Raw genomic sequence first — 19,708 nt, 5'->3', positions numbered from 1 at the left:
CAGAGTCTTACTGGCTACGCACTTCGCGCACCCAAGCGACAATATTGCGTCGCGCTTCCTCGTCCATTTGAACAGCATTTGGCGGGGGCATGGCGTGGCTTACGCCCGCTTGGAGATAGATCTGGTCCGCATGACGCGCGACGTCGCCGGGGGTCTCAAGGTAGACCCCCTTTGGTGCCCACTGCATATTGCCCCAGACCGGTTCTCGGGCATGGCACATTGAGCAATTGCCGATGACGGTATCGTAAGCGCTCTCGAACCCCTCAGCGGAGGCATAGGCCTGCTCATATGCCGTCAGATCTCGGGCTTCTGCGTCCTCCCATGTTTCGCCCGTTCTGATGGTGGAAAGCCACGCGATCAAAATCATAACCAACACGGTCACCGCCCAAGTCCAATGCGGACCGGAACCGGTTTTGTGCATCGTGTTGAAGTAGTGGCGAATGGTGACACCGGTCAAAAAGATCAAGCTTGCAATGATCCAGCTGAACTCTGTTCCAAATGCCAGCGGGTAATGGTTCGACAGCATCAAGAACACCACCGGCAACGTAAGGTAGTTGTTGTGGGTCGAGCGCACCTTGGCGATCTTGCCGTATTTCGCGTCAGGTGTGCGACCGGCCTTAAGGTCTTCGACGACGACCCGTTGGTTGGGCATGATCTGAAAAAACACATTGGCGGTCATGATCGTCGCCGTGAAAGCACCGAGATGCAGCAACGCCGCCCTGCCGGTGAAAATTTGGTGGTATCCCCATGACATGATCACAAGGATCACGAACAAAAGCAGCATCAAAACTGTGGGGTGGTCGGCCAATTTGGATTTGCACATCGCATCATAGAGCAGCCAGCCAATCGTTAGGGAACCGCCGGAGATCAGGATGCCCTGAAACAGCGAAATATCGGCTTTGGTGGGGTCTAGCAGAAACAATTCACCGCCGACCCAGTAGATGATCATCAAGAGCGCCGCCCCTGACAACCAAGTGCTGTAGCTTTGCCATTTGTGCCATGTCAGGTGCTCTGGCATCCGGGCGGGCGCGACCAGATATTTGACTGTGTGATAGAACCCCCCGCCATGTACTTCCCATTCTTCGCCGTAGGCGCCGTCGGGCAGGGCGTCGTTTGGTTTAAGCATTAGATCGAGCGCGATAAAATAGAACGATGCACCGATCCACGCCATTGCAGTGATCACATGTAGCCAGCGGACGCTGAACGCGATCCAGTCCCACAGAATTGCCAAATCGTACATGGCTGGTCTCCTTAGATTCGAATTTTCTAACACCCTAGGCGAGACAGATTTGTTCTGGTATCGCCGTAAAGGACCAAGCAGCATCAAAAAAGACAGAATAATGTCCTACTTCGATAACATCCGCACTTTTGTGCGCGTCTATGAACTGGGCAGCATGTCTGCCGCAGGGCGGGATTTGCGGATATCTCCAGCTGTTACGTCATCACGGATTTCACAATTAGAAGAACGGCTTGGCGTAAGGCTTTTTCAACGGACGACACGCAGTCTTTCCCCGACCGAGCAGGGCAAGTCGTTCTACCGCGGCGCGACCGAAATACTCGAAGCCGTCGAAAGCGCCGAGGCGCAGATCGTCAACATCACCGAGAACCTGAAAGGATCGCTCTATGTTGCGGCGCCTTTAGGTGTCGGTCGTAGGTTGATCGCCCCGCAAGTTCCCGGTTTCTTGAAGAACTATCCCGAAGTCAGCGTGAGGTTGCGTCTGTCCGACCGGAAAGTGGACTTGACCACAGAGGGTCTGGATTTGGCATTCTTTCTGGGGCAGCCCGAGGACAGCAATCTACGCATCCGAAAAATCGCGGACGTGGAGCGGGTGCTCTGCGCATCGCCGGACTATATTGCGCGCCGTGGCATGCCCGAGAGCGGAAGCGCGCTGTTGGCGGAGGGGCATGAATGCCTGAGCCTTCGCTTTCCGGGGGCAACCGAATTTCAATGGCGGCTCACGACACCGGATGGCCCCAAGCGATTTCGTGTCTCGGGGCGCTATGAGTCAGATGACGGGGACGTGCTCACCGATTGGGCACTTGCCGGACATGGCGTCGCAATGAAGCCGGTTTTCGAAATTGCAGAACACTTGCGGACCGGCGCTTTGGTGCCTGTCGCTGAAAAGACGCCTCCCGAGCCGATTCAGATGGCGTGCCTATTTACGCATCGCCGTAGACAGGACCCGAAAACGCGCCTTTTCATGGAGTTCATGGTTGATCGCATCGCCGCGACAATCTAGCGAGCAATCAGTGGGCCGAAGCCTCAGCTTCCGCGATATGTTGAGTATCCGAAAGGAGAAAGCAACAAGGGCACGTGGTAGTGCGATTGCTCGGACATCCCAAAGCGGATCGGTATGACGCCTAGAAACCGGGGGTCTTCAGGCGGGGTGCCGCTTGCATCCAGATAGGGGCCTGCGTGGAACACCAGTTCATATTCGCCCACTTCGAACTCTGCTTCAGGCAGGATTTGTTCGTCAGTGCGCCCGTCGTTGTTCGTCGTAAGCGTTTTCAACAGATGCCGTTCAACACCGCTGATGCGAAACAATTCAATTTTCAGCCCTTCGGCGGGGCACCCAAGGGCGGTGTCGAGGACATGGGTTGTAAGATAGCCGGCCATTTTTAACTTCTCCTGAAACGCTGTCTGTTTCTAGGCTGAATGCCTTTAAGTGACAAATCTCCACTAACAGAAGGCTCCTTTAAATTTTTTTTGAAAAACAGACCCATTTTTCCTGTTTAGGTTGGGTTTTAGAAGAAAAGGAATATTTGCGTGAAACGTTACCCAAGAGATATGACCGGCTATGGTGGCGCTGTACCAGCGGCGCAATGGCCGAATGGCGCAAAAATCGCCGTTCAGATCGTGCTGAACTATGAAGAAGGTGGGGAAAACAATATTCTCCACGGTGATGCTGCGTCTGAAGCGTTCCTCTCGGAAATCACCGGGGCCGCTCCCTGGCAGGGTCAACGCCATTGGAACATGGAATCGATCTATGAATACGGCAGCCGCGCCGGGTTCTGGCGTGTTCACAGTCTGCTCAAAAACACGCCAATTACTGTTTATGGTGTAGCAACCGCCCTTATGCGGGCGCCCCAGCAGCTCAAGGCGATGAAGGAGGCGGGCTGGGAGATTGCCAGCCATGGTCTGAAATGGATCGAACACAAGGATATGGAGCCGCAGGAAGAGCGCGCCCAGATCCGCGAGGCAATCCGTCTTCATACCGAAGTGGTGGGGGAGGCCCCGCGCGGCTGGTACACCGGACGCTGCTCCATGAACACTGTGGACATTGCCGCCGAGGAGGGCGATTTCGCCTATATCGCCGACAGCTATGCTGATGATTTGCCCTACTGGGTGCGGGCTGGCGGTAAGAACCAGTTGATCGTGCCTTACACGATGGACTGCAACGACATGCGTTTCGCGATTCAAGCGGGATACACGAACGGTGATCAGTTTGAGAGCTATCTCAAGGATAGCTTTGACATGCTCTATGCCGAGGGGGCCGAAGGTGCGCCCAAGATGCTTTCGATCGGTTTGCACTGTCGTCTTATCGGGCGTCCGGGGCGCGCAATGGCGTTGAAACGCGCCTTGGAGCATTTCGCGAAACACGACGGGGTCTGGTTCGCCACGCGGGAACAGATCGCCGATCACTGGGCAAGCCTGCACCCGCCTGCCGAGGGGACCGCGCCATCCGATATGGACAGGGAAACCTTTGTCGCGGAATTTGGTGGCATGTTCGAACACAGCCCTTGGATTGCCGAGGGTGCCTTTGATCTTGAGCTTGGTGCGACCCATGACAATGCAGCTGGCATTCACAACGCACTGGCGCGTGTGTTCCGTAACGCATCCGAAGAACAGCGGCTGGGTGTGCTGACCGCCCACCCCGACTTAGCGGGAAAACTAGCGGCAGCAGGGCGCCTCACAAAGGAAAGCACTGCCGAACAGGCGGGTGCCGGACTGGATTTGCTGACCGACGAAGAGCGGGAGACCTTCCAGAACCTCAACGCTGAATACGTTGAGCGGCACGGCTTTCCTTTCATCATCGCCGTGAAGGACAACACCAAATCGAGCATTCTCGAAGCATTTCACCGCCGTATCAAAAATAACCGCGATACCGAATTCTCCGAAGCCTGCCGACAGGTTGAGCGAATTGCAGAACTGCGCCTGATTGAGAGGTTTGCATCATGAGCAACGTTTTGACGGCAACCACAATTAATTCCGATGCCATTGCGGGGCTCGCAGAACTGATCGACGCATCAGACACCCCCGATAAGTTGATAAACCAAGGGCGTTGCGGACGTTTTCATGATCGGGCGACCCTCGACGTTGATGGTCGCGTAGGGGTCAGCATCTTTCAATCCACATCGTTCTCCATGCCTTTCAAAATGGACATGATGGAGCGTCACCCTTTGGGCAGCCAAGCTTTTCTGCCGATGCAGGAAGGCGAATATCTGGTCGTGCTAGCCGAAGATAAAGACGGTGCTCCGGTTGCGCCACGGGCCTTTATTGCTGGGCCGGGGCAGGGCGTGAATATCGGGCGCAACGTCTGGCACGGGGTTTTGTGTCCGCTGTCCGATCCGGGGCTTTTCATGGTCGTCGACCGCGTCAGCGAGGGGCCAAATCTGGAAGAACATTGGTTCGATGAGCCATTCATCATCGAGCGATAATAAATAACTCGGCAAAAAAAGCGCCGGCTCACGCATCCATAGGGAGGGACAATTATAATGTCTGATGCATCCATCGGAACGCCGGACCAACTCCGCGATCCAAATTACACCCCGCCGCTCACAAAAGCGGTGCCGCTGGGGATTCAGCACGTGCTGGCGATGTTCGTATCGAACGTCACTCCGGCGATCATCGTGTGCGGCGCTGCAGGTTTCGGCTTTGGCTCAAACAGCCCTGACTTCCCGCAAATGATTTACATGATACAGATGTCCATGTTCTTTGCCGGGGTCGCGACGCTGTTTCAGTCGATCGGCGTAGGTCCGATTGGCGCGCGCTTGCCGATCGTGCAGGGCACATCGTTTGCCTTTATTCCAATTATGATCCCGCTTGTCGCCGGGAAGGGCGTGGACGCGATTGCGGTCCTGATGGGGGGTATCGTCGCCGGTGGCCTGTTCCATGCTTTTCTGGGGCTATTCATCGGGAGACTTCGTTTTGCACTGCCGCCGCTGGTCACTGGCTTGGTCGTGACCATGATTGGCCTGGCTCTGGTCAAGGTCGGTGTTCAATATGCGGCAGGGGGTGTGCCTGCAATCGGCACCGAAGAATACGGCTCCGGGCTCAACTGGTTCATGGCAGGTACCGTGATTTTGGTGACCCTTGGCCTGAAGTTCTTTACCCGCGGCATGCTTTCTGTGTCGGCCGTTCTGATCGGTCTTTTGGTTGGCTATGTCGTCGCCTTTGCGCATGGTCAGGTCAATCTTGGCAACGTAGGTCAAGCGTCAAGCTTTGCGCTGCCGAACCCGCTACACTTTGGCATTGAATTCTCGGCCGCCGCGGTCATCGGCTTTTGCGCCATGTCCTTCGTCTCGGCCATCGAGACTGTTGGCGATGTTTCCGGGATCACCAAGGGGGGCGCGGGCCGCGAGGCGAGCGACCGCGAAATCCAAGGGGCGACCTATGCAGATGGGATCGGCACGGCCATCTCGGGCATGTTCGGCGCGCTGCCCAATACGTCGTTCAGTCAGAACGTAGGTCTGATCGCCATGACGGGTGTGATGAGCCGGATGGTCGTTACAATCGGGGCGATTTTTCTGATCCTATGCGGTCTTGTTCCCAAAATCGGTGCGGTGATCTCTTCTATCCCGATCGAAGTGCTGGGCGGTGGTGTCATCGTGATGTTCGGCATGGTGGTCGCGGCTGGTATCTCGATGCTGTCCGACGTGAACTGGAACCGTCGCAACATGGTCATTTTTGCCATCGCGCTGTCGCTTGGTCTGGGCCTGCAGCTTGAGCCGGATGCGCTACAGTATCTGCCGGGCACGCTGAAAGTCCTAGGGACTTCGGGCATTCTGCCCGCGGCCCTCATCGCCATCGTTCTTAATCTGGTGCTGCCCGAAGAGCTTTCGGGTGAAGCCACCGAGGAAGTCTCTGGCGGTATGGCAGGACAAGGGAGCGGATCACTCGCGCAGAGTGACCGCGTCTGATGTCGCCTTCGCGGTGAGATAGGAAAAGCAAATGCGGCGCAGGTCTCTGCGCCGCATTTTTTCGCGGGTAAGCGCTAGGGTTGAAAGAAATACGTGCCGGGATCGCCGGGTTCATCTCGGGACTTGGCCAGCCCAGCGGAGAGCAGCGTCAAAGGGGATGGCTCAAACCGATAAAGGATACATGGGGGTTCCAGAACACTAGGCGATGCCACGTCCAAAGGCCGCAGGCGAGCTGCACCTGTGCCAGCGTGCAGCTCGCCAGCGCCTGGTTTACCCAAGGTTCAGACATCGCTCACAGAGCGCGGCCCTCTTCTGGAATATATCTTTAACCTTTCAGAGGTGCGTCATGCCCAGCAGATCACCGGCTTCTCGCCGCGAGGCGTTCCGCCATTTCAAGCATGCGCGCAGAGAAGCCCCATTCGTTGTCGTACCAGCCAAAGACGCGCAGCTGGCGCTGTTCGATTGATTGCGTTTCGGGAAGAGCGATTACCAGAGATTCAGGGCGGCTCCGAAAATCGGTCGAAACACAGGGGTCTTCTGTCAGACCAATGAGGGTTGAGCCTGCAAAGGCTTCGCGCAAGAACTCGACAAAAGAACCTTCGGGCTTTTCCAAGATTTGCAGCGTCGCATCGATTGCCGAAACTGAGATGCAGGGAACCCGGACGGCGCTGACACTGAGCCGGCCTTGTAATTCTGGCAATACGTTAAAGATCTGATTAAGCGCGCTGGTTGTTGTCGGAACCATTGAGACAGCAGCAGCACGGCTTCTTTCAAGACTGGCACCGGGCTGGTCAACAGTCGGTTGGCTCCCGGTGTAGCAATGAATGGTCGTGACATGTGCTCTGGAAATTCCAAGCCCTAGATCAATCGTGCGGAGGAGGGGAGCGATCGCGTTGGTCGTACAGGACGCATTGGACACGATCCGCGCATCGCCAAGTTTTTGTTCATTGGCGCCCAAGACAACCGTCTGGTCGGCGACCTCGGACGGGCCGGAAATCAGAATATTCGACGCCCCAGCGTCGATGCCTGCTTCTGCGAAGTCTCTATCCCTGACCCTTCCGGTGCATTCCAAAACAACATCCACACCGCGTAAATTCAAGGCCCGCAGGTCCGGTTCGCAGGTAAATGGGATGGGGCGACCGCCAATTGTTATCTGGCGATCTCCCGTTTCCACTTGGAGAGGTAAAGGACCGAAAACACTGTCGTAGCGCAGCAGGTACGCGCAAGTTTCGAGGGACGCGATATCGTTGATGCCAACGACTTTGACGGCGGACTGGCTTTCATTTTGTAAAATCTGGCGCAGCAAAGTCCTGCCGATGCGACCAAAACCGTTGATAAAGACACTTAGCTGGCGGGTCACGTTCAAGCTCCGTACATCAGGAAAAGGGCGGGGAGCCAGGCAGTCAGCACGCCGCTTAGGAGTGTGGCAACTGCTGTTTGGTCTTGAACCGGTTTCTTCAACGTCAAAGTGACAAAATACATGAACCAAAGACCCGACCAAATAAGCCAGCAAATGCCCAGCCAGATATCAATGAATTTCGCCGCAGAGGCGAGGGCAAAAAAGGCCTGAGGCAACACGGAAAGAGAGACAAACAGGCTGAACCAGCCCAAACCGCGGCCATCGGCGCCATTCAACCGGTTAACCGCCACCCAAAGGTAGGTCGCGCTGAACAGCAGCGTCAGGGCAACAGAGCGGATTTCATCCCCGGTCGTGGCGCGCACGAGTGACACAGCGGCGACTGTGGCGGTAATTGCCGCTGTGGCAAAGTTGATGACAACAATCTCTCGATCCGAGATGCGCCCAGACATCCAAAGACCATTCAACACAAGAACTGCCCCCACAAACAGCAGGGATATTGGCAAAAACATGAAACCTACCGTTTGTGCGCTGAAAGAAAGTCTTTCGGTTTCTGGGCCAGCTCAATGTGCCTTGGCTTAGAAGTCCACGTCGATTGCGACGCCCTGTTCAACGGCCAAATCAACGACTTTGGCCGCCACCGCGAGGTCCTGAAGGCCCACGCCTGTCCCGTCGAACAGCGTGATTTGATGATCCGAGGTGCGGCCCGGATTGGTCCCATTAATGACCGCGCCAAGCTGGGCAACATCCGTGTCCTTGATAAGCCCTTCAGCAATGGCATGTTGCGCCTCGCCGATGCTCACGGACTGGGCAACCTCATCGGTGAACACCGAGGCCCGTGCCAGCAAGGTCGCTTCGACCTCCTGTTTGCCTTTGGTGTCGGTGCCCATACAGGCGATATGGGTTCCGGGGCTGACGTGATCGGCCATCAAAGACGGTGAAAAGGCGGAGGTGATCGAGATGATGACGTCGGCTTCGGTCATGCCGGGCAGATCGACGGCTTCAAAGGGAACCCCTGCCTCATGCGCGACTTTCTCGATATTGGGCAGCATCTCTGGGTGGTAGTTCCAGCCGATCACCTTCTCGAACTTTCGCTGCTCCAATGCGGCACGTAGCTGGAAGGTGGCTTGGTGGCCTGCGCCTACCATGCCGATGACGGTCGCGTTTTCACGTGCCAAGTGTTTGATTGAAACCGACGAAGCCGCCGCCGTACGCAACGCTGTCAGCAAATTGCCACCGACCATCGCTTTGACCTTGCCGGTGTCAGGATCGAACAGGAATACGGTGGACTGGTGGTTGATCAGGTTGCGTTTTTCAAGATTGTTCGGCCAGTATCCACCGGCCTTCAATCCCAAGCTCAACCCGGCGCGATCAAATCCGCCTTTGAACCCGTATAGCGCATCTTCGTGATCAATCGCTTCGCGAACGACGGGGAAGTTGTAGGCGTCGCCGGAGGCCATTGCGGCAAAGACTTTCTCGATAGCATCAAAAGCTGCCTCGCGGGTCATTAGGTTGGCGATCTCACGTTCAGGTACGATCAGCATGTGTCTCTCCAAATATTTCGTTTCAGAAGACTCCGAGAGGTTCGCCAGTGGCTTGAGAACGTCGCGCCGCAGGTTGCGGCGGAAAAGAGTATTCTGACACGCTTCAAATCAGTTCGCCCCTGTGCCCGCCGGGAAGAAAGCAGACACATGGGGCCGTTGTCTTACATCGCTAGATCAGTAGGCGTGACCGCGTGCCGAAACTGGCCAGAGGCATTCAACCTTGTCGTTCCGAACACCAACATACCAATCATGGACGTTGGCGGTCGGATCGCAGTGACCCGGAACCAGCTTCAGCTTGTCGTTGACCTTCAACGCGCCGTTTGGGTCCATCACGACCCCATGTTCGTCTGAACACTTGATATATTCGACATCATCGCGCCCGTAGATCACTGGCAGGCCGCTATCAACGGATTGAGCCTTGAGGCCAGCGTCGACGATCGCCTTGTCCGCCTTTGCATGGCTCATCACGCTTGTGAGGATGAAAAAGGCATTCTCCCATTCCCCTTGGTCGATGCGTTTGCCGTCTTTGTCGAGGATGCGCCCATAGTCCGCGTCCATGAAGGCATAGGAGCCGCACTGCAGTTCGTTATACACACCCGAGTTGGACTCGAAATAGTAGGAGCCAGTGCCGCCACCGCCGACGATGTCACAGTCCAAACCTTCGGCCTTCAACGTATCGACCGCGTCTTTGACCATCGCCACGGCGATATCAATCTTCTCCTTGCGTTCGTCATAGCTGTCGAGGTGCTGCATTGCGCCTTGATAAGCTTGCAAGCCGGAAAACTTGAGCCCCTCGGCACCGTTGATGGCCTTGGCAATCGCCACCACGTCAGGCGTGGTGGTCACACCGCAGCGCCCCGCGCCACAATCGATTTCGACAAGACATTCGATCTCGGTGCCATGTTTCTGCGCCGCCGATGACAGATCGGCCACATTGGCAAGGTCGTCAACGCAACAGATCGTGCGGGCGCCCAGCTTGGGCAGACGGGCGAGGCGGTCGATTTTGGCGGGATCGCGTACTTGGTTCGAGACGAGAATATCTTTAATGCCGCCCCGCGCAAAAACCTCGGCCTCTGAGACTTTCTGGCAGCAGACACCACATGCACCGCCGAGCTTTTCTTGAAGTCTTTGGACATCGACCGATTTGTGCATCTTGCCATGGGTCCGGTGGCGCATGCCGTGCGCCTTGGCGTAGTCTCCCATTTTCTTGATATTACGCTCCAGCGCGTCAAGATCGAGCACAAGGCTCGGGGTTTGGATGTCGGCCTCGTCCATGCCCGGTTTTGCCGGGATATCGTAGCCCACTTCGAATTCGTCGAGATTGGTCATATCTTTCATGTCCGTGCTCCTTCGTTTTTCAGTCGATATTTAAGATCAGGCGGCGTTCAGCCACGGCAGTTTGTCGAGGTCGACATTGCCGCCCGTGATGATCAGGCCCACGCGCTTGCCCCTAAAGGCTTCGGGGTTCTTGAGAACTGTCGCGAGCGGCACAGCAGAGGATGGCTCCATGACCACGCGCAGATGCTTCCAGGTCAGCTTCATCGCCTCAATGATCTCTTGCTCGGATGCCGTGTAGATCTCGGACACGTGGTTTGAGACAAAATGCCAAGTCAGGTCCTTGAGCGGGACCAGAAGGCCGTCGGCAATGGTCTTGGGGGCATCGTCCGCGATGATATGGCCCGCCTTGAAGCTGCGGTAAGCGTCGTCTGCCTGTTCCGGCTCGGCCGCAATGATCTGAGTTTCGGGCGCGAGGGTCGCGAGGGTGAGGCAGGTGCCCGATATCATGCCACCGCCCCCAATTGGCGCCACCACAGCATCAAGGCCATCCGTCTGCTCAATGAATTCTTTCGAACATGTGCCCTGTCCGGCGATCACTCGGGGATCGTTGTAGGGGTGTACGAAATCACCCCCCGTCGCAGCTTGCACCTCGGCAAAGGTTGCCTCGCGGGAACTGGTCGACGGCTCGCACTCGGTAATGACACCGCCAAAACGGCGCACCGTATCCTTCTTTGCCTGAGGTGCTGTGCGGGGCATCACCACATTGCAAGGAATGCCACGCTTCATAGCGGCATAAGACAGACAGGATGCATGGTTGCCTGAGGAATGTGTTGCGACACCTTTGGCCGCCTGCTCTTCGCTGAGCCCGAACACCGCGTTCGAGGCGCCCCTCACCTTAAAGGCACCCGGCTCTTGAAAGTTCTCGCATTTGAAGAACAGCTCGCAACCGGCAAGTTCGTTGAGGTAGTCCGAGGTGCGGACCGGCGTGCGGCGAATATAGGGGCCGATCCGCGCGTGGGCGTCCAACATGTCCTCGTAAGTCGGGACGTACATTTGGTAATCCTTCATCACGCAGCGTCTTTTTGCGCTGCTGCGGTATGGCCGCGATAGTATTCTTGGGCCGCCGCGACCCCGGAGCCGAGTTTGATGTCCAATCCAAGATCGACCATGCACATTTCTGCGGTCGCGATGCCGGAGAGTGCCATGACATCCGTCAGACTGCCGAGGTGGCCGATCCGGAACACCTTGCCGGCAACCTCACCAAGACCCACGCCAAAGGCCACGCCATACTTGTTGGCGGCATGTGTCACGATATCGGTGGCGTTGAAGTCTTCGGGCGTCCGAATGGCACTGACAGTGTCGGAGTAAACCGACGGGTCGGTGGCGCAAAGATCAAGGCCCCAAGCGCCCACCGCCGCGCGCACACCCTCCGCAATCCGATAATGCCGGGCAAACACGTTCTCCATACCTTCGGCCAGCAGCATGTTGCAGGCTTGGTTCAGACCGTTCAGCAGCCCTACAGCAGGCGTATAGGGATAGGCGTTGTTCGCGTAGCCTTTGGCCATGTCGTGTACGTCGAAAAACGTGCGGGGCAGAGTGGCGGTTTTGGTGGCCTCCATCGCCTTGGGTGAGAAGCCAACGATGGCGAGGCCAGCGGGCAGCATGAAGCCTTTTTGTGACCCGGTCACGGCAACATCCACGCCCCATTCGTCAAAACGGAAATCCATTGAGGCAATTGATGAAACACCATCCACCAACAGCATCGCTGGATGGCCCGATGCGTCCAGCGCACGGCGCACGGCCACAATGTCTGATTTCACACCGGTGGCCGTTTCATTATGCGTGGCGAGAACGGCCTTGATCTCATGGCTTTTGTCAGCGGTCAGGATCTCTTCGTAGCGATCCGCCGGGATCCCTGCGCCCCATGCGGTTTCGACGGTCTGCACAGCAAGACCATGACGCTGGCACATGTCGATCCAACGATGGCTGAACATACCGTTGCGTGCCGCAAGCACTTTGTCACCCGATGACAGCGTGTTGGTCAGCGCAGTTTCCCACCCCCCCGTGCCGGTGGACGGAAAAATAAAGATCTCTGCGTTGTCGCTTTTGAGGACTTTGCGAACACTTGCACGAGCGGGATGCAGAATTTGCCCAAACAGCGGTGACCGGTGATCGATCGTAGGCATGTCGCAAGCCTTGCGCAGGCTCTCGGGAATGTTGGTCGGGCCCGGGATGAAAACGGGATTTTGAAAGCTCATGGACGGTCTCCTTCCGTTGTTGACTTCACAATAGACGGGACCAGCCGGAACCGATATTTTTTTGAAATAGGGTTTCAGTTTTTGGGTTCGTGCTTAAAGATGAGTGTTGTCAGTGCGTTATATTTTTCACATGGTGATTTCGTCTTTCACGTAGAAACGAAGGGTTCTTATGGAATCTCAAGACAATGGTTCAGAAACTGGTCGGAAAGCACGCGGAAGGCCCCGTGGCTGGACGGACAAGACCGCGCAGAACACGATCAAATCGCTCGACCGTGCCATGGAGGTGTTTGAGTATCTCAGCGAAGCACAGGGCAAGCCGCTCTCTAAGCTGGCAGATGAGATGCGCCAATCGCCAGCAACCGTCTACCGTATCCTTGTAACCCTTGAGGGCAGGGGGCTGGTCGAATTCGATCACGAAGAGCAGGTTTGGTACATTGGTCCGCGCGCGTTTGTGATCGGCGCGCGTTTCCTTCGGCGCACAAGTCTTGTCGATCGAGCGCGACCCATCATGCGAAAGCTGATGGAAACGACCGGTGAAACAGCCAATATCGGCGTCGGAAAAGAAGAGGCGGTTCTGTTCTTAAGCCAAGTGGAGACACATGCGAACATCCGCGCCTTTTTCCCGCCCGGCAGCCTTTCCCCGATGCATGCATCCGGCATTGGCAAGGCGTTGCTCGCATATATGGAACCAGAGCGTTTGGACAAACTACTCTCGAAGGGGCAGATGACGCGGTTTACCGCACATACGATCATCGATCCGACGGCCCTGCGCCAGAATCTCGAAGCCATTCGGGAAAGCGGCTTTTCAGTTGATAATGAAGAGAGGAACGAAGGCATGCGCTGTATCGCGGCGCCGGTATTCGACATGAATGGCGAAGCTGTCGCGGGAATCTCGATATCCGGGCCAACAAGCAGGGTCGGCGCGTCCGAGGTCGAAGAATTGAGCCGCCCCGTCATCAAGGCGGCTCACCAATTGAGCCTCGCGATCGGGGGCAGCGTTACTGGGCCGCAGCCTTGAGGCGCTGATGTTGAGGGTGTGACGCGGCGCCGGGACGGAGCGCCATATGGCGATTTACGTCCTTGTAAAGCAGGTACCGGAACCGCCCCGGGCCACCCGCATAGCATGCCTGGGGGCAAAAAGCGCGGAGCCACATGTAGTCACCAGCCTCAACTTCGACCCAGTCATTGTTCAGATTGTAGACGGCTTTGCCCTCCAACACATAGAGCCCGTGCTCCATCACATGTGTCTCAAGAAACGGAATAACGCCGCCCGGTTCGAATGTCACAATCGTGACATGCATGTCGTGGCGCAGGTCGGATGGGTCGACAAAGCGGGTCGTCGACCATTTGCCATCTGTGCCCGGCATGGGCGTCGGTTCGATGTCGTTTTCGTTCAGGACCAGCACATCGGGCATATCCAACCCTTCGACGGCCTCATATGCCTTGCGCACCCAATGGAAGCGCAAGACTTCATCGCCTTCGTTTCGCAGGGTCCAGGCGCTCGACGGGGGCAGGTATGCGTAACCGCCCGGGCTCAGCTCGTAAGTCTCGCCCGCGACACGCAAAGTGGCCGCGCCTTCCACAACGAATAATACGCCCTCGGCTTCCGGATCCAACTCAGCCTTTTCAGAACCGCCACCGGGCTGTACCTCCATGATGTATTGCGAAAATGTCTCGGCGAAGCCGCTCATCGGGCGCGCGATGACCCACAGGCGCGTATCCTCCCAAAAGGGCAAAAAGCTGGTGACGATATCCCGCATCGTACCTTTTGGGATGACCGCATAGGCATTCTTGAAAACTGCGCGATCAGTGAGAAGCTGCTCTTGCCCGGGATGTCCCCCGTGTGGCGCGAAATATTTGGTGCTCATGGATGCTCCAGAAGAAAAAGACTGTTTGAGCGAGGGTATTCGATGCGGCTAGGAGGCGACCACCAGCAAAGTTACGACAGCTCTATTCGGTGAGATTTGAAAATAGGCGGGATAGGGCCATTGTCGATTGCTTCAGGTAGATGCCCGCCTGTTTTTAAAGTTCGCCGGAGGCGTTCGAGGTGTCGCCCCGGTCGTCCATTGAGCCACGCAGCATCAGTCCCAGCGGTATCGCCGCTTTCAGCCCATGAACGCATGAGCTGCCCTTCAATAGGCGTCCGGCTGATTTTCGGGTCGTGCGGCGTCAAAGGCCGGGAGGCGCAGGGCCTCCTGTTCGATCTCAAGCAGCCGCGCGAAGGGTGTCATCTCGACGCCCCACCGGTGGGCGTTGTAAAGCTGCGGGATAAGGCAAAGGTCGCAAAGCAGCGGGTGATCGGCAAAGCTGAATTTCGGGCCGTCCGGCAGCAGCGCTTGATAGGCGTGGAGCCCTTCGGTCATCCAATGGCGCATCCATGCCGTTCCCTCATCCGCGGTCAGCCCATGATGGGCTTTCAGGTGGCTGACCACCTTGAGGTTGTTGATCGGATGAATGTCCGTCGCGATCACCTGTGCGGCGGCCAGTACCTGAGCCCGCTCAAACGCGGGCGCGGGCAAAAGGGCAGGGTCTGGCGCGATCTCGTCCAGATAGGCCATGATTGCCAGCGATTGGGTCAACGCCCGCCCGTCTTCAAGGAGCAATGTTGGCACCCCTTTGATGGGGTTCTTGGCTGCATAGTCTGGGCTGCGTTGGTCCCCGGCCACGAGGTCCACCGGAACCACACGATAGGGCAGGCCCTTGAGATTCAGCGCTATCCGAACGCGATAAGATGTGGTCGAGCGCCAGTAGGAATAAAGCGTAAGCATCGCGTTATTTATTACCCGGCGTGCTGTCGCACTTCATTTCCATATCCGCCCAGCAAACGATGTAATCATCCTGAGGCTGAGCCTCTCTTTTGGAAAGCTGGGTTTGCACATCTGTGAGCACCGTGTTCCTGCCTTGGGGCAGGGCACCGGGGAGCGGTTTGGTTTCGAAATAGTCGCCGCCGGACATACAGCCGGGCCTGTCCCCGCCGCCCGGATTAAACCCGCATTTGTCAGTGCCAGTCATCAATTTTCCCCTCCCTTCGATCCTTCATGCGTTGGCCATAAACCATGCCAGAACCGCCGCTTCAGAATCGTTACAATTGCAACGAATAGGAGGACGTGGGACAATTCGTCAAGGAGATTTGAGGTGCAACGATCACGGGGGGGAGCCGTTCCGGATGGCATCGGATGACTTCAACCTGTCGGATTTGCTCCCCTACAGACTGTCCGTATTGGCGGCGCACAACCCGGTTGCAGGGTGCTTTAGATGAACAAACGGGCGAGATCCGAACGACGGGTCAACGCAAATTAGCCGACGTTGGCCGCGTAGAGCTTGCCGATCTCCTCTGCCGTCTCGTTCAGTTTTTTCAAATGCGCTTTGGCGATGGCGGCGACGCTATGCTGTTCGGCCAGCCAAATCAGGCTAACCGCGCCGACAGTATGACCCTGAGAGCTTATGGCGACGGCAATCGCACTTGGAATGCCGCCGTAATCCACCGCGCGCCCCCAATAGCCGTCCTCTCGGATGGCGAAACCCTGCGCGCGCACCTCGCGCAACTTAGCAGGCAGCGCCAGGGCAGCGCTGCGGTCTTTGCCGGTGGTGTGGACAGCCAAACGGGCGGAATACTCTGCCTCCTGCTCAGGCTCCAGTGCAGCCAGAAAAGCGCACCCCAGTGCAGAACGAAAAGGCGAGGGCCTGTAGCCAATGCAATCGGGAAAGATACCATGGCTGGAAAAGTTCCGCGTCGTATCCACAATCTCGACCCGGCCATTGCCGATGGGCGCGGCAAGGTCCACGCCAAGTCCCGTGGCATCAGAAAGGGAAAGGATCGCAGAGGCACCTGCTTCGACCAGCGTGTCTATCGACGTCGGGCGGGAATTCACCCGCGGGAAACGGGAACCGACCCTGTAGCGGCTGTCACTTCTGCTTTGGGTCAGCCAGCGCTGTTGGACCAATGTGGCGCAGATGCGCAGGATTGTCGGCTTGGGCAAGCCCGTCCGCTCGGCCAGAAAGGCCAAGGAACACACGCCATTGCTGGAGATAACTTCGAGGATGTTGAGCCCGCGTTCAACGGAGCGGTTTAATTTCGTCATAGCGTTCCACCTGGTGAAATCCATGTTGGACCGTTAACCCATCGCTGTCTAGTTTTTGCGCAATCGCGGCAGGGGCGGAGGAGGTCTTTGCCGGAGTGTCGCATTTAGGGGGGATGAGGACCGATGCAAAACCTGCTTTCAAAATCCGTGACCGGGTTGAACTTTGCGCTATCGGGTCTGATCATCGCCGTCGTTTTCTACGTTTCCGTCTTTGGCGTGTTCAGCGAGTCCTATCTGCGCGTCGGGATGCTGCTGGTCGGAGGGTTGTTGATTCTGTTGACCCAGATGGAACGTGGCCAGACTGTCGCTGAAAAACCTTTGGCCCTGCTTACGGCGGCCCTACTGGGGGTCGCGGTCTTTCAGTACTTTCGCGCAGCGGCAGAGATCGAAACCGGGCTGTATTTTCTGACCTCCACCGACATTTGGTTGGGCACTTTGGGGCTGATCGCCGTGATCGAACTCACGCGCCGGTCTGTTGGCATGGTCATGGCCAGCGTGGCGGCCCTTGTGCTGCTTTATGGGGCCTTTGGCCAATATGCGCCGGGGTTCATGCGCCATGCGGGCATGACCTCAGAAGAGTTGATCCAAGTTCTATGGTATTCCTTTGACGGTGTGTTTGGCCGTCCCATGGCGACGGTCGTTTCGACCATCCTGATCTTTATTATTTTCGGCGCTTTCCTTGAGTTCCTCACGATCGACCGGGTGCTGGTAAAGCTGGCGCTTGCGGCGACCGGGCGGGTCCGTTCGGGGCCAGCGGCGGCGGCGACAATTGCCAGCGGGTTGTTCGGCACGATTTCCGGCAGCGCGGTGGCCAATGTCGTCGGCACCGGCGTCATAACGATACCGCTGATCAAGAAACGCGGGTTCAAAGCGCATTTTGCCGGAGCGGTCGAAGCCGCGGCCTCAAGCGGGGGGCAGATCACGCCGCCCATCATGGGGGCCGTGGCCTTTATCATGGCCGATGTCACCGGTGAGCCCTATCTGACCATCTGCGCGGCCGCCGCCGTTCCGGCAATCCTCTATTACGTCGGGTTGTTCATGGCGACCTCAAGTGCGGCGCGGAGCATGGATCTGGACGTTTCCGAACAGCCAAAGCTCAGCTTCGTTTGGCGTGAGCTTGCGCAGATCATTGTCTTTATGCTGTCGCTGACAGCCATCGTCGTGGCCATGGTCGGCGGCTCTTCTCCGGCCTATGCAGGCTTTATCGGCGTAGCCTTTGCCGTCGTGCTTGGTTTCGCGATCAAGCCGGGCCTTTTGACCGATCTATCCTCTTGGGGCAGGTTCATTCGCTCGGCGGGGCTGATCTCGGCCCAGCTTGTGGTGATCGTGGGCGCCGTTGGTATCATCATCGGTATTTTGAACCTGACCGGCGTCGGGCTGCGGTTCGCGTCTTTGGTGGCGAGCTATGCGGATGGGCAGTTGGCGATTTCGCTGTTGCTGATGGCCGTGGCATGCCTGCTTTTGGGCATGGGGATGCCCACCGTGCCTGCCTATCTGATCATCGTGCTGGTCATGGGGCCCGCGCTGCAACGGCTCGGCGTGCCGATCATCCACACGCATATGTTCGTGCTCTATTTCGGCGTGCTTTCTGCAGTGACGCCGCCTGTGGCCCTTGCGGCCTTTGCCGCGGCCCCCATCGCGAAGGCAGGGGCCATGCGCACGGCGATCGAGGCGTCACGACTGGCAATGCCCGGTTTCGTGATCCCTTTTGCGTTTATTTACCAGCCGGCCATGCTGCTGGGGACGGGCTACCCGCTGGCGCAGTCCGCGCAGTCGATCCTGTTCGTCACCTTGGCGGTGCTGCATATCTCGCGCGCCTGCTATCCGGCGAAAGGCAAGGCGGGCTACGCGCCCTTGGGCCTCGGGATTGCCTTTGCGCTTTTGTTTTTCGGACCGCTGGTGTCGTGGATTGCCGTGGCAGCCACCGTGGCGCTGTGGTCCGCCGTTCGGTTCGGAGCGTTCATGACGCCCGAAGTTTCATAATCCAGAGGAGGACAACCTATGACCAACCCAACATTCTCACGCCGTGGCTTTCTAGGCACCGCCACAGGTGCCGCCGCGCTTGCCGCTTTGCCGTGTGGGGCTTTTGCGAAAGATATTCTGCGCATGTCGACGCTGGGGCCGGGCACCAGCCCGAACCTCGTGATGACCACCTTCGCGAGCATCGTGAACGGCGCGCTGCCGGATTATGAAATTCAGTTGAACGCGACCGGCGCGGCCACGCGCCATGTGCTGGAAGTGGCGATGGGACGCAGCGATTTTTGCATGTCGTCGCCCGTCATTCACGCGCTGATGCGCCGTCAGGCGGCCATGTATGAAAAGATCGAACAGGCGCCTGAACTGGTCAACAACCTGCGCACCGTGCTGAACTTCCCGATGGGTGTCTATCACATCGCGGTTTACGACTCCTCCGGCATCACGTCGATGGATCAGATCGCTGGCAAACGTGTGTTCCTCGGCCCCCCCGGAGGGGCGGCCTACACCACCATGGCGCGCTTGTTCAAAGCCGTGGCCGGGCTGGAAGAAGGCACCGACTACGAAGCCGTCAAACTCGGCTGGGATGCGGCGGCGGCGGCTTTCCAAGACGGCAACCTCGACGTGTACTGCAACCCGACCAACGCCCCCAGCCCTGCGCTGACCCAAATCGCGGTGACCAACAAGATCCGCTTCCTTGGTATTCCTGCCGATACGCTTGAAACCGAAGGCGTTCAGGCGCTCGTTGGCCGCCCGGGCTTCAGCGCGGCCACGCTGCCTGCGGGCATCTATGGCGACAATCAGGCCAATGAGGGGGATGTCACGACACTGGGCGTAATCGTTGGGATCGTAACCAACAAAGGCGCGGACGAAGAGATGATCTATCAGATGACCAAAGCCTTCTATGACGGTGTCAAAGAGGCGGGCGAAAGTGCGCCTTGGCTGCGGGCGATCACGCCAGAGGGCGCTGTGCAAGACATCAACCTGCCGCTGCACCCCGGCGCTTTGCGTGCCTTGACCGAACTGGGGGTCGACATCCCTGACGCGGCGAAAGCCTGACCTCAAGGACCGGGG

At 57.6% G+C, this 19,708-nt stretch carries 19 protein-coding genes; 7 read left to right on the top strand and 12 right to left on the bottom strand.

The window, feature by feature from the left end; all coding sequences use genetic code 11:
* Window positions 1-7 precede the first annotated feature (7 nt).
* Window positions 8-1,240, bottom strand: a complete 1,233-nt coding sequence (locus tag J3456_RS06495; protein WP_349579421.1) for a urate hydroxylase PuuD — start codon at window positions 1,238-1,240, stop codon at window positions 8-10.
* 100 nt (window positions 1,241-1,340) lie between these two features.
* Between J3456_RS06495 and J3456_RS06490 the strand changes: the two genes are divergently transcribed.
* Window positions 1,341-2,240: a LysR family transcriptional regulator gene (locus tag J3456_RS06490; protein ID WP_349579420.1), complete on the top strand. Its 900-nt coding sequence runs from the start codon at window positions 1,341-1,343 to the stop codon at window positions 2,238-2,240.
* Between the two features lie 23 nt (window positions 2,241-2,263).
* Here the strand turns inward: J3456_RS06490 and uraH are convergent, their stop codons facing one another.
* Window positions 2,264-2,617, bottom strand: a complete 354-nt coding sequence (gene uraH, locus J3456_RS06485; protein WP_067628535.1) for a hydroxyisourate hydrolase — start codon at window positions 2,615-2,617, stop codon at window positions 2,264-2,266.
* Window positions 2,618-2,767: 150 nt separating this feature from the next.
* Here uraH and puuE point away from each other — a divergent pair, with 150 nt between their 5' ends.
* The 3 genes from puuE to J3456_RS06470 are packed head-to-tail and all read left to right on the top strand — an operon-like array spanning window position 2,768 to window position 6,141.
* Entirely contained in the window at window positions 2,768-4,180 is a 1,413-nt protein-coding gene (gene puuE / locus J3456_RS06480) for an allantoinase PuuE (protein WP_349579418.1), read from the top strand.
* On the top strand, window positions 4,177-4,659 hold the full coding sequence (locus J3456_RS06475; protein WP_349579417.1) for an ureidoglycolate lyase: 483 nt from the start codon (window positions 4,177-4,179) through the stop codon (window positions 4,657-4,659). Before puuE ends, J3456_RS06475 begins: the two co-directional genes overlap by 4 nt.
* A gap of 57 nt (window positions 4,660-4,716) precedes the next feature.
* Window positions 4,717-6,141 carry a uracil-xanthine permease family protein gene (locus J3456_RS06470; protein ID WP_349579415.1) on the top strand — a complete coding sequence of 475 codons (1,425 nt, stop codon included), beginning with the start codon at window positions 4,717-4,719 and terminating at the stop codon, window positions 6,139-6,141.
* 358 nt (window positions 6,142-6,499) lie between these two features.
* Here J3456_RS06470 and J3456_RS06465 read toward each other — a convergent pair whose 3' ends face one another.
* The 6 genes from J3456_RS06465 to bhcA all read right to left on the bottom strand — a co-directional run bounded on the left by J3456_RS06465 (window position 6,500) and on the right by bhcA (window position 12,578).
* The gene (locus tag J3456_RS06465; protein WP_349579414.1) at window positions 6,500-7,501 is read right to left on the bottom strand and encodes a type I glyceraldehyde-3-phosphate dehydrogenase; all 1,002 of its coding nucleotides are present in this window, start codon (window positions 7,499-7,501) and stop codon (window positions 6,500-6,502) included.
* Window positions 7,502-7,503: 2 nt separating this feature from the next.
* Window positions 7,504-8,010: an AmiS/UreI family transporter gene (locus J3456_RS06460; protein WP_349579413.1), complete on the bottom strand. Its 507-nt coding sequence runs from the start codon at window positions 8,008-8,010 to the stop codon at window positions 7,504-7,506.
* A gap of 66 nt (window positions 8,011-8,076) precedes the next feature.
* Window positions 8,077-9,042, bottom strand: a complete 966-nt coding sequence (gene bhcD, locus J3456_RS06455; RefSeq protein ID WP_349579412.1) for an iminosuccinate reductase BhcD — start codon at window positions 9,040-9,042, stop codon at window positions 8,077-8,079.
* Window positions 9,043-9,216: 174 nt separating this feature from the next.
* On the bottom strand, window positions 9,217-10,380 hold the full coding sequence (bhcC, locus tag J3456_RS06450; RefSeq protein ID WP_349579410.1) for a 3-hydroxy-D-aspartate aldolase BhcC: 1,164 nt from the start codon (window positions 10,378-10,380) through the stop codon (window positions 9,217-9,219).
* Between the two features lie 36 nt (window positions 10,381-10,416).
* Window positions 10,417-11,388 carry a beta-hydroxyaspartate dehydratase BhcB gene (gene bhcB / locus J3456_RS06445; RefSeq protein WP_349579409.1) on the bottom strand — a complete coding sequence of 324 codons (972 nt, stop codon included), beginning with the start codon at window positions 11,386-11,388 and terminating at the stop codon, window positions 10,417-10,419.
* Complete coding sequence (bhcA, locus tag J3456_RS06440) at window positions 11,388-12,578, bottom strand: L-aspartate--glyoxylate aminotransferase BhcA (protein WP_349579408.1); 1,191 nt, start codon at window positions 12,576-12,578, stop codon at window positions 11,388-11,390. Before bhcA ends, bhcB begins: the two co-directional genes overlap by 1 nt.
* 169 nt (window positions 12,579-12,747) lie before the next feature.
* Here bhcA and bhcR point away from each other — a divergent pair, with 169 nt between their 5' ends.
* Complete coding sequence (gene bhcR / locus J3456_RS06435; protein ID WP_349579407.1) at window positions 12,748-13,596, top strand: HTH-type transcriptional regulator BhcR; 849 nt, start codon at window positions 12,748-12,750, stop codon at window positions 13,594-13,596.
* On the opposite strand, the gene J3456_RS06430 is transcribed toward bhcR, so the two are convergent.
* The 4 genes from J3456_RS06430 to J3456_RS06415 all read right to left on the bottom strand — a co-directional run bounded on the left by J3456_RS06430 (window position 13,577) and on the right by J3456_RS06415 (window position 16,660).
* Window positions 13,577-14,446: a bifunctional allantoicase/(S)-ureidoglycine aminohydrolase gene (locus tag J3456_RS06430; protein WP_349579406.1), complete on the bottom strand. Its 870-nt coding sequence runs from the start codon at window positions 14,444-14,446 to the stop codon at window positions 13,577-13,579. The genes bhcR and J3456_RS06430 overlap by 20 nt on opposite strands.
* Window positions 14,447-14,710: 264 nt before the next feature.
* Entirely contained in the window at window positions 14,711-15,346 is a 636-nt protein-coding gene (maiA, locus tag J3456_RS06425) for a maleylacetoacetate isomerase (protein ID WP_349579405.1), read from the bottom strand.
* 4 nt (window positions 15,347-15,350) lie between these two features.
* Window positions 15,351-15,590: a hypothetical protein gene (locus tag J3456_RS06420; protein WP_349579404.1), complete on the bottom strand. Its 240-nt coding sequence runs from the start codon at window positions 15,588-15,590 to the stop codon at window positions 15,351-15,353.
* 284 nt (window positions 15,591-15,874) lie between these two features.
* Window positions 15,875-16,660, bottom strand: a complete 786-nt coding sequence (locus tag J3456_RS06415; RefSeq protein ID WP_349579403.1) for an IclR family transcriptional regulator — start codon at window positions 16,658-16,660, stop codon at window positions 15,875-15,877.
* A 123-nt stretch (window positions 16,661-16,783) separates the two neighbouring features.
* On the opposite strand from J3456_RS06415, the gene J3456_RS06410 reads away from it, so the two are divergent.
* The gene (locus tag J3456_RS06410) at window positions 16,784-18,643 is read left to right on the top strand and encodes a TRAP transporter permease (RefSeq protein WP_349579402.1); all 1,860 of its coding nucleotides are present in this window, start codon (window positions 16,784-16,786) and stop codon (window positions 18,641-18,643) included.
* A gap of 18 nt (window positions 18,644-18,661) precedes the next feature.
* Window positions 18,662-19,693: a TAXI family TRAP transporter solute-binding subunit gene (locus tag J3456_RS06405; RefSeq protein WP_349579401.1), complete on the top strand. Its 1,032-nt coding sequence runs from the start codon at window positions 18,662-18,664 to the stop codon at window positions 19,691-19,693.
* The last annotated feature ends 15 nt before the right edge of the window (window positions 19,694-19,708 follow it).

The sequence above is a fragment of the Sulfitobacter sp. NFXS29 genome (assembly GCF_040148765.1).
Taxonomy (GTDB): domain Bacteria; phylum Pseudomonadota; class Alphaproteobacteria; order Rhodobacterales; family Rhodobacteraceae; genus Sulfitobacter.
Note: the sequence above shows the minus strand (reverse complement) of the source record. Positions and strands in the feature narration are given on the sequence as shown.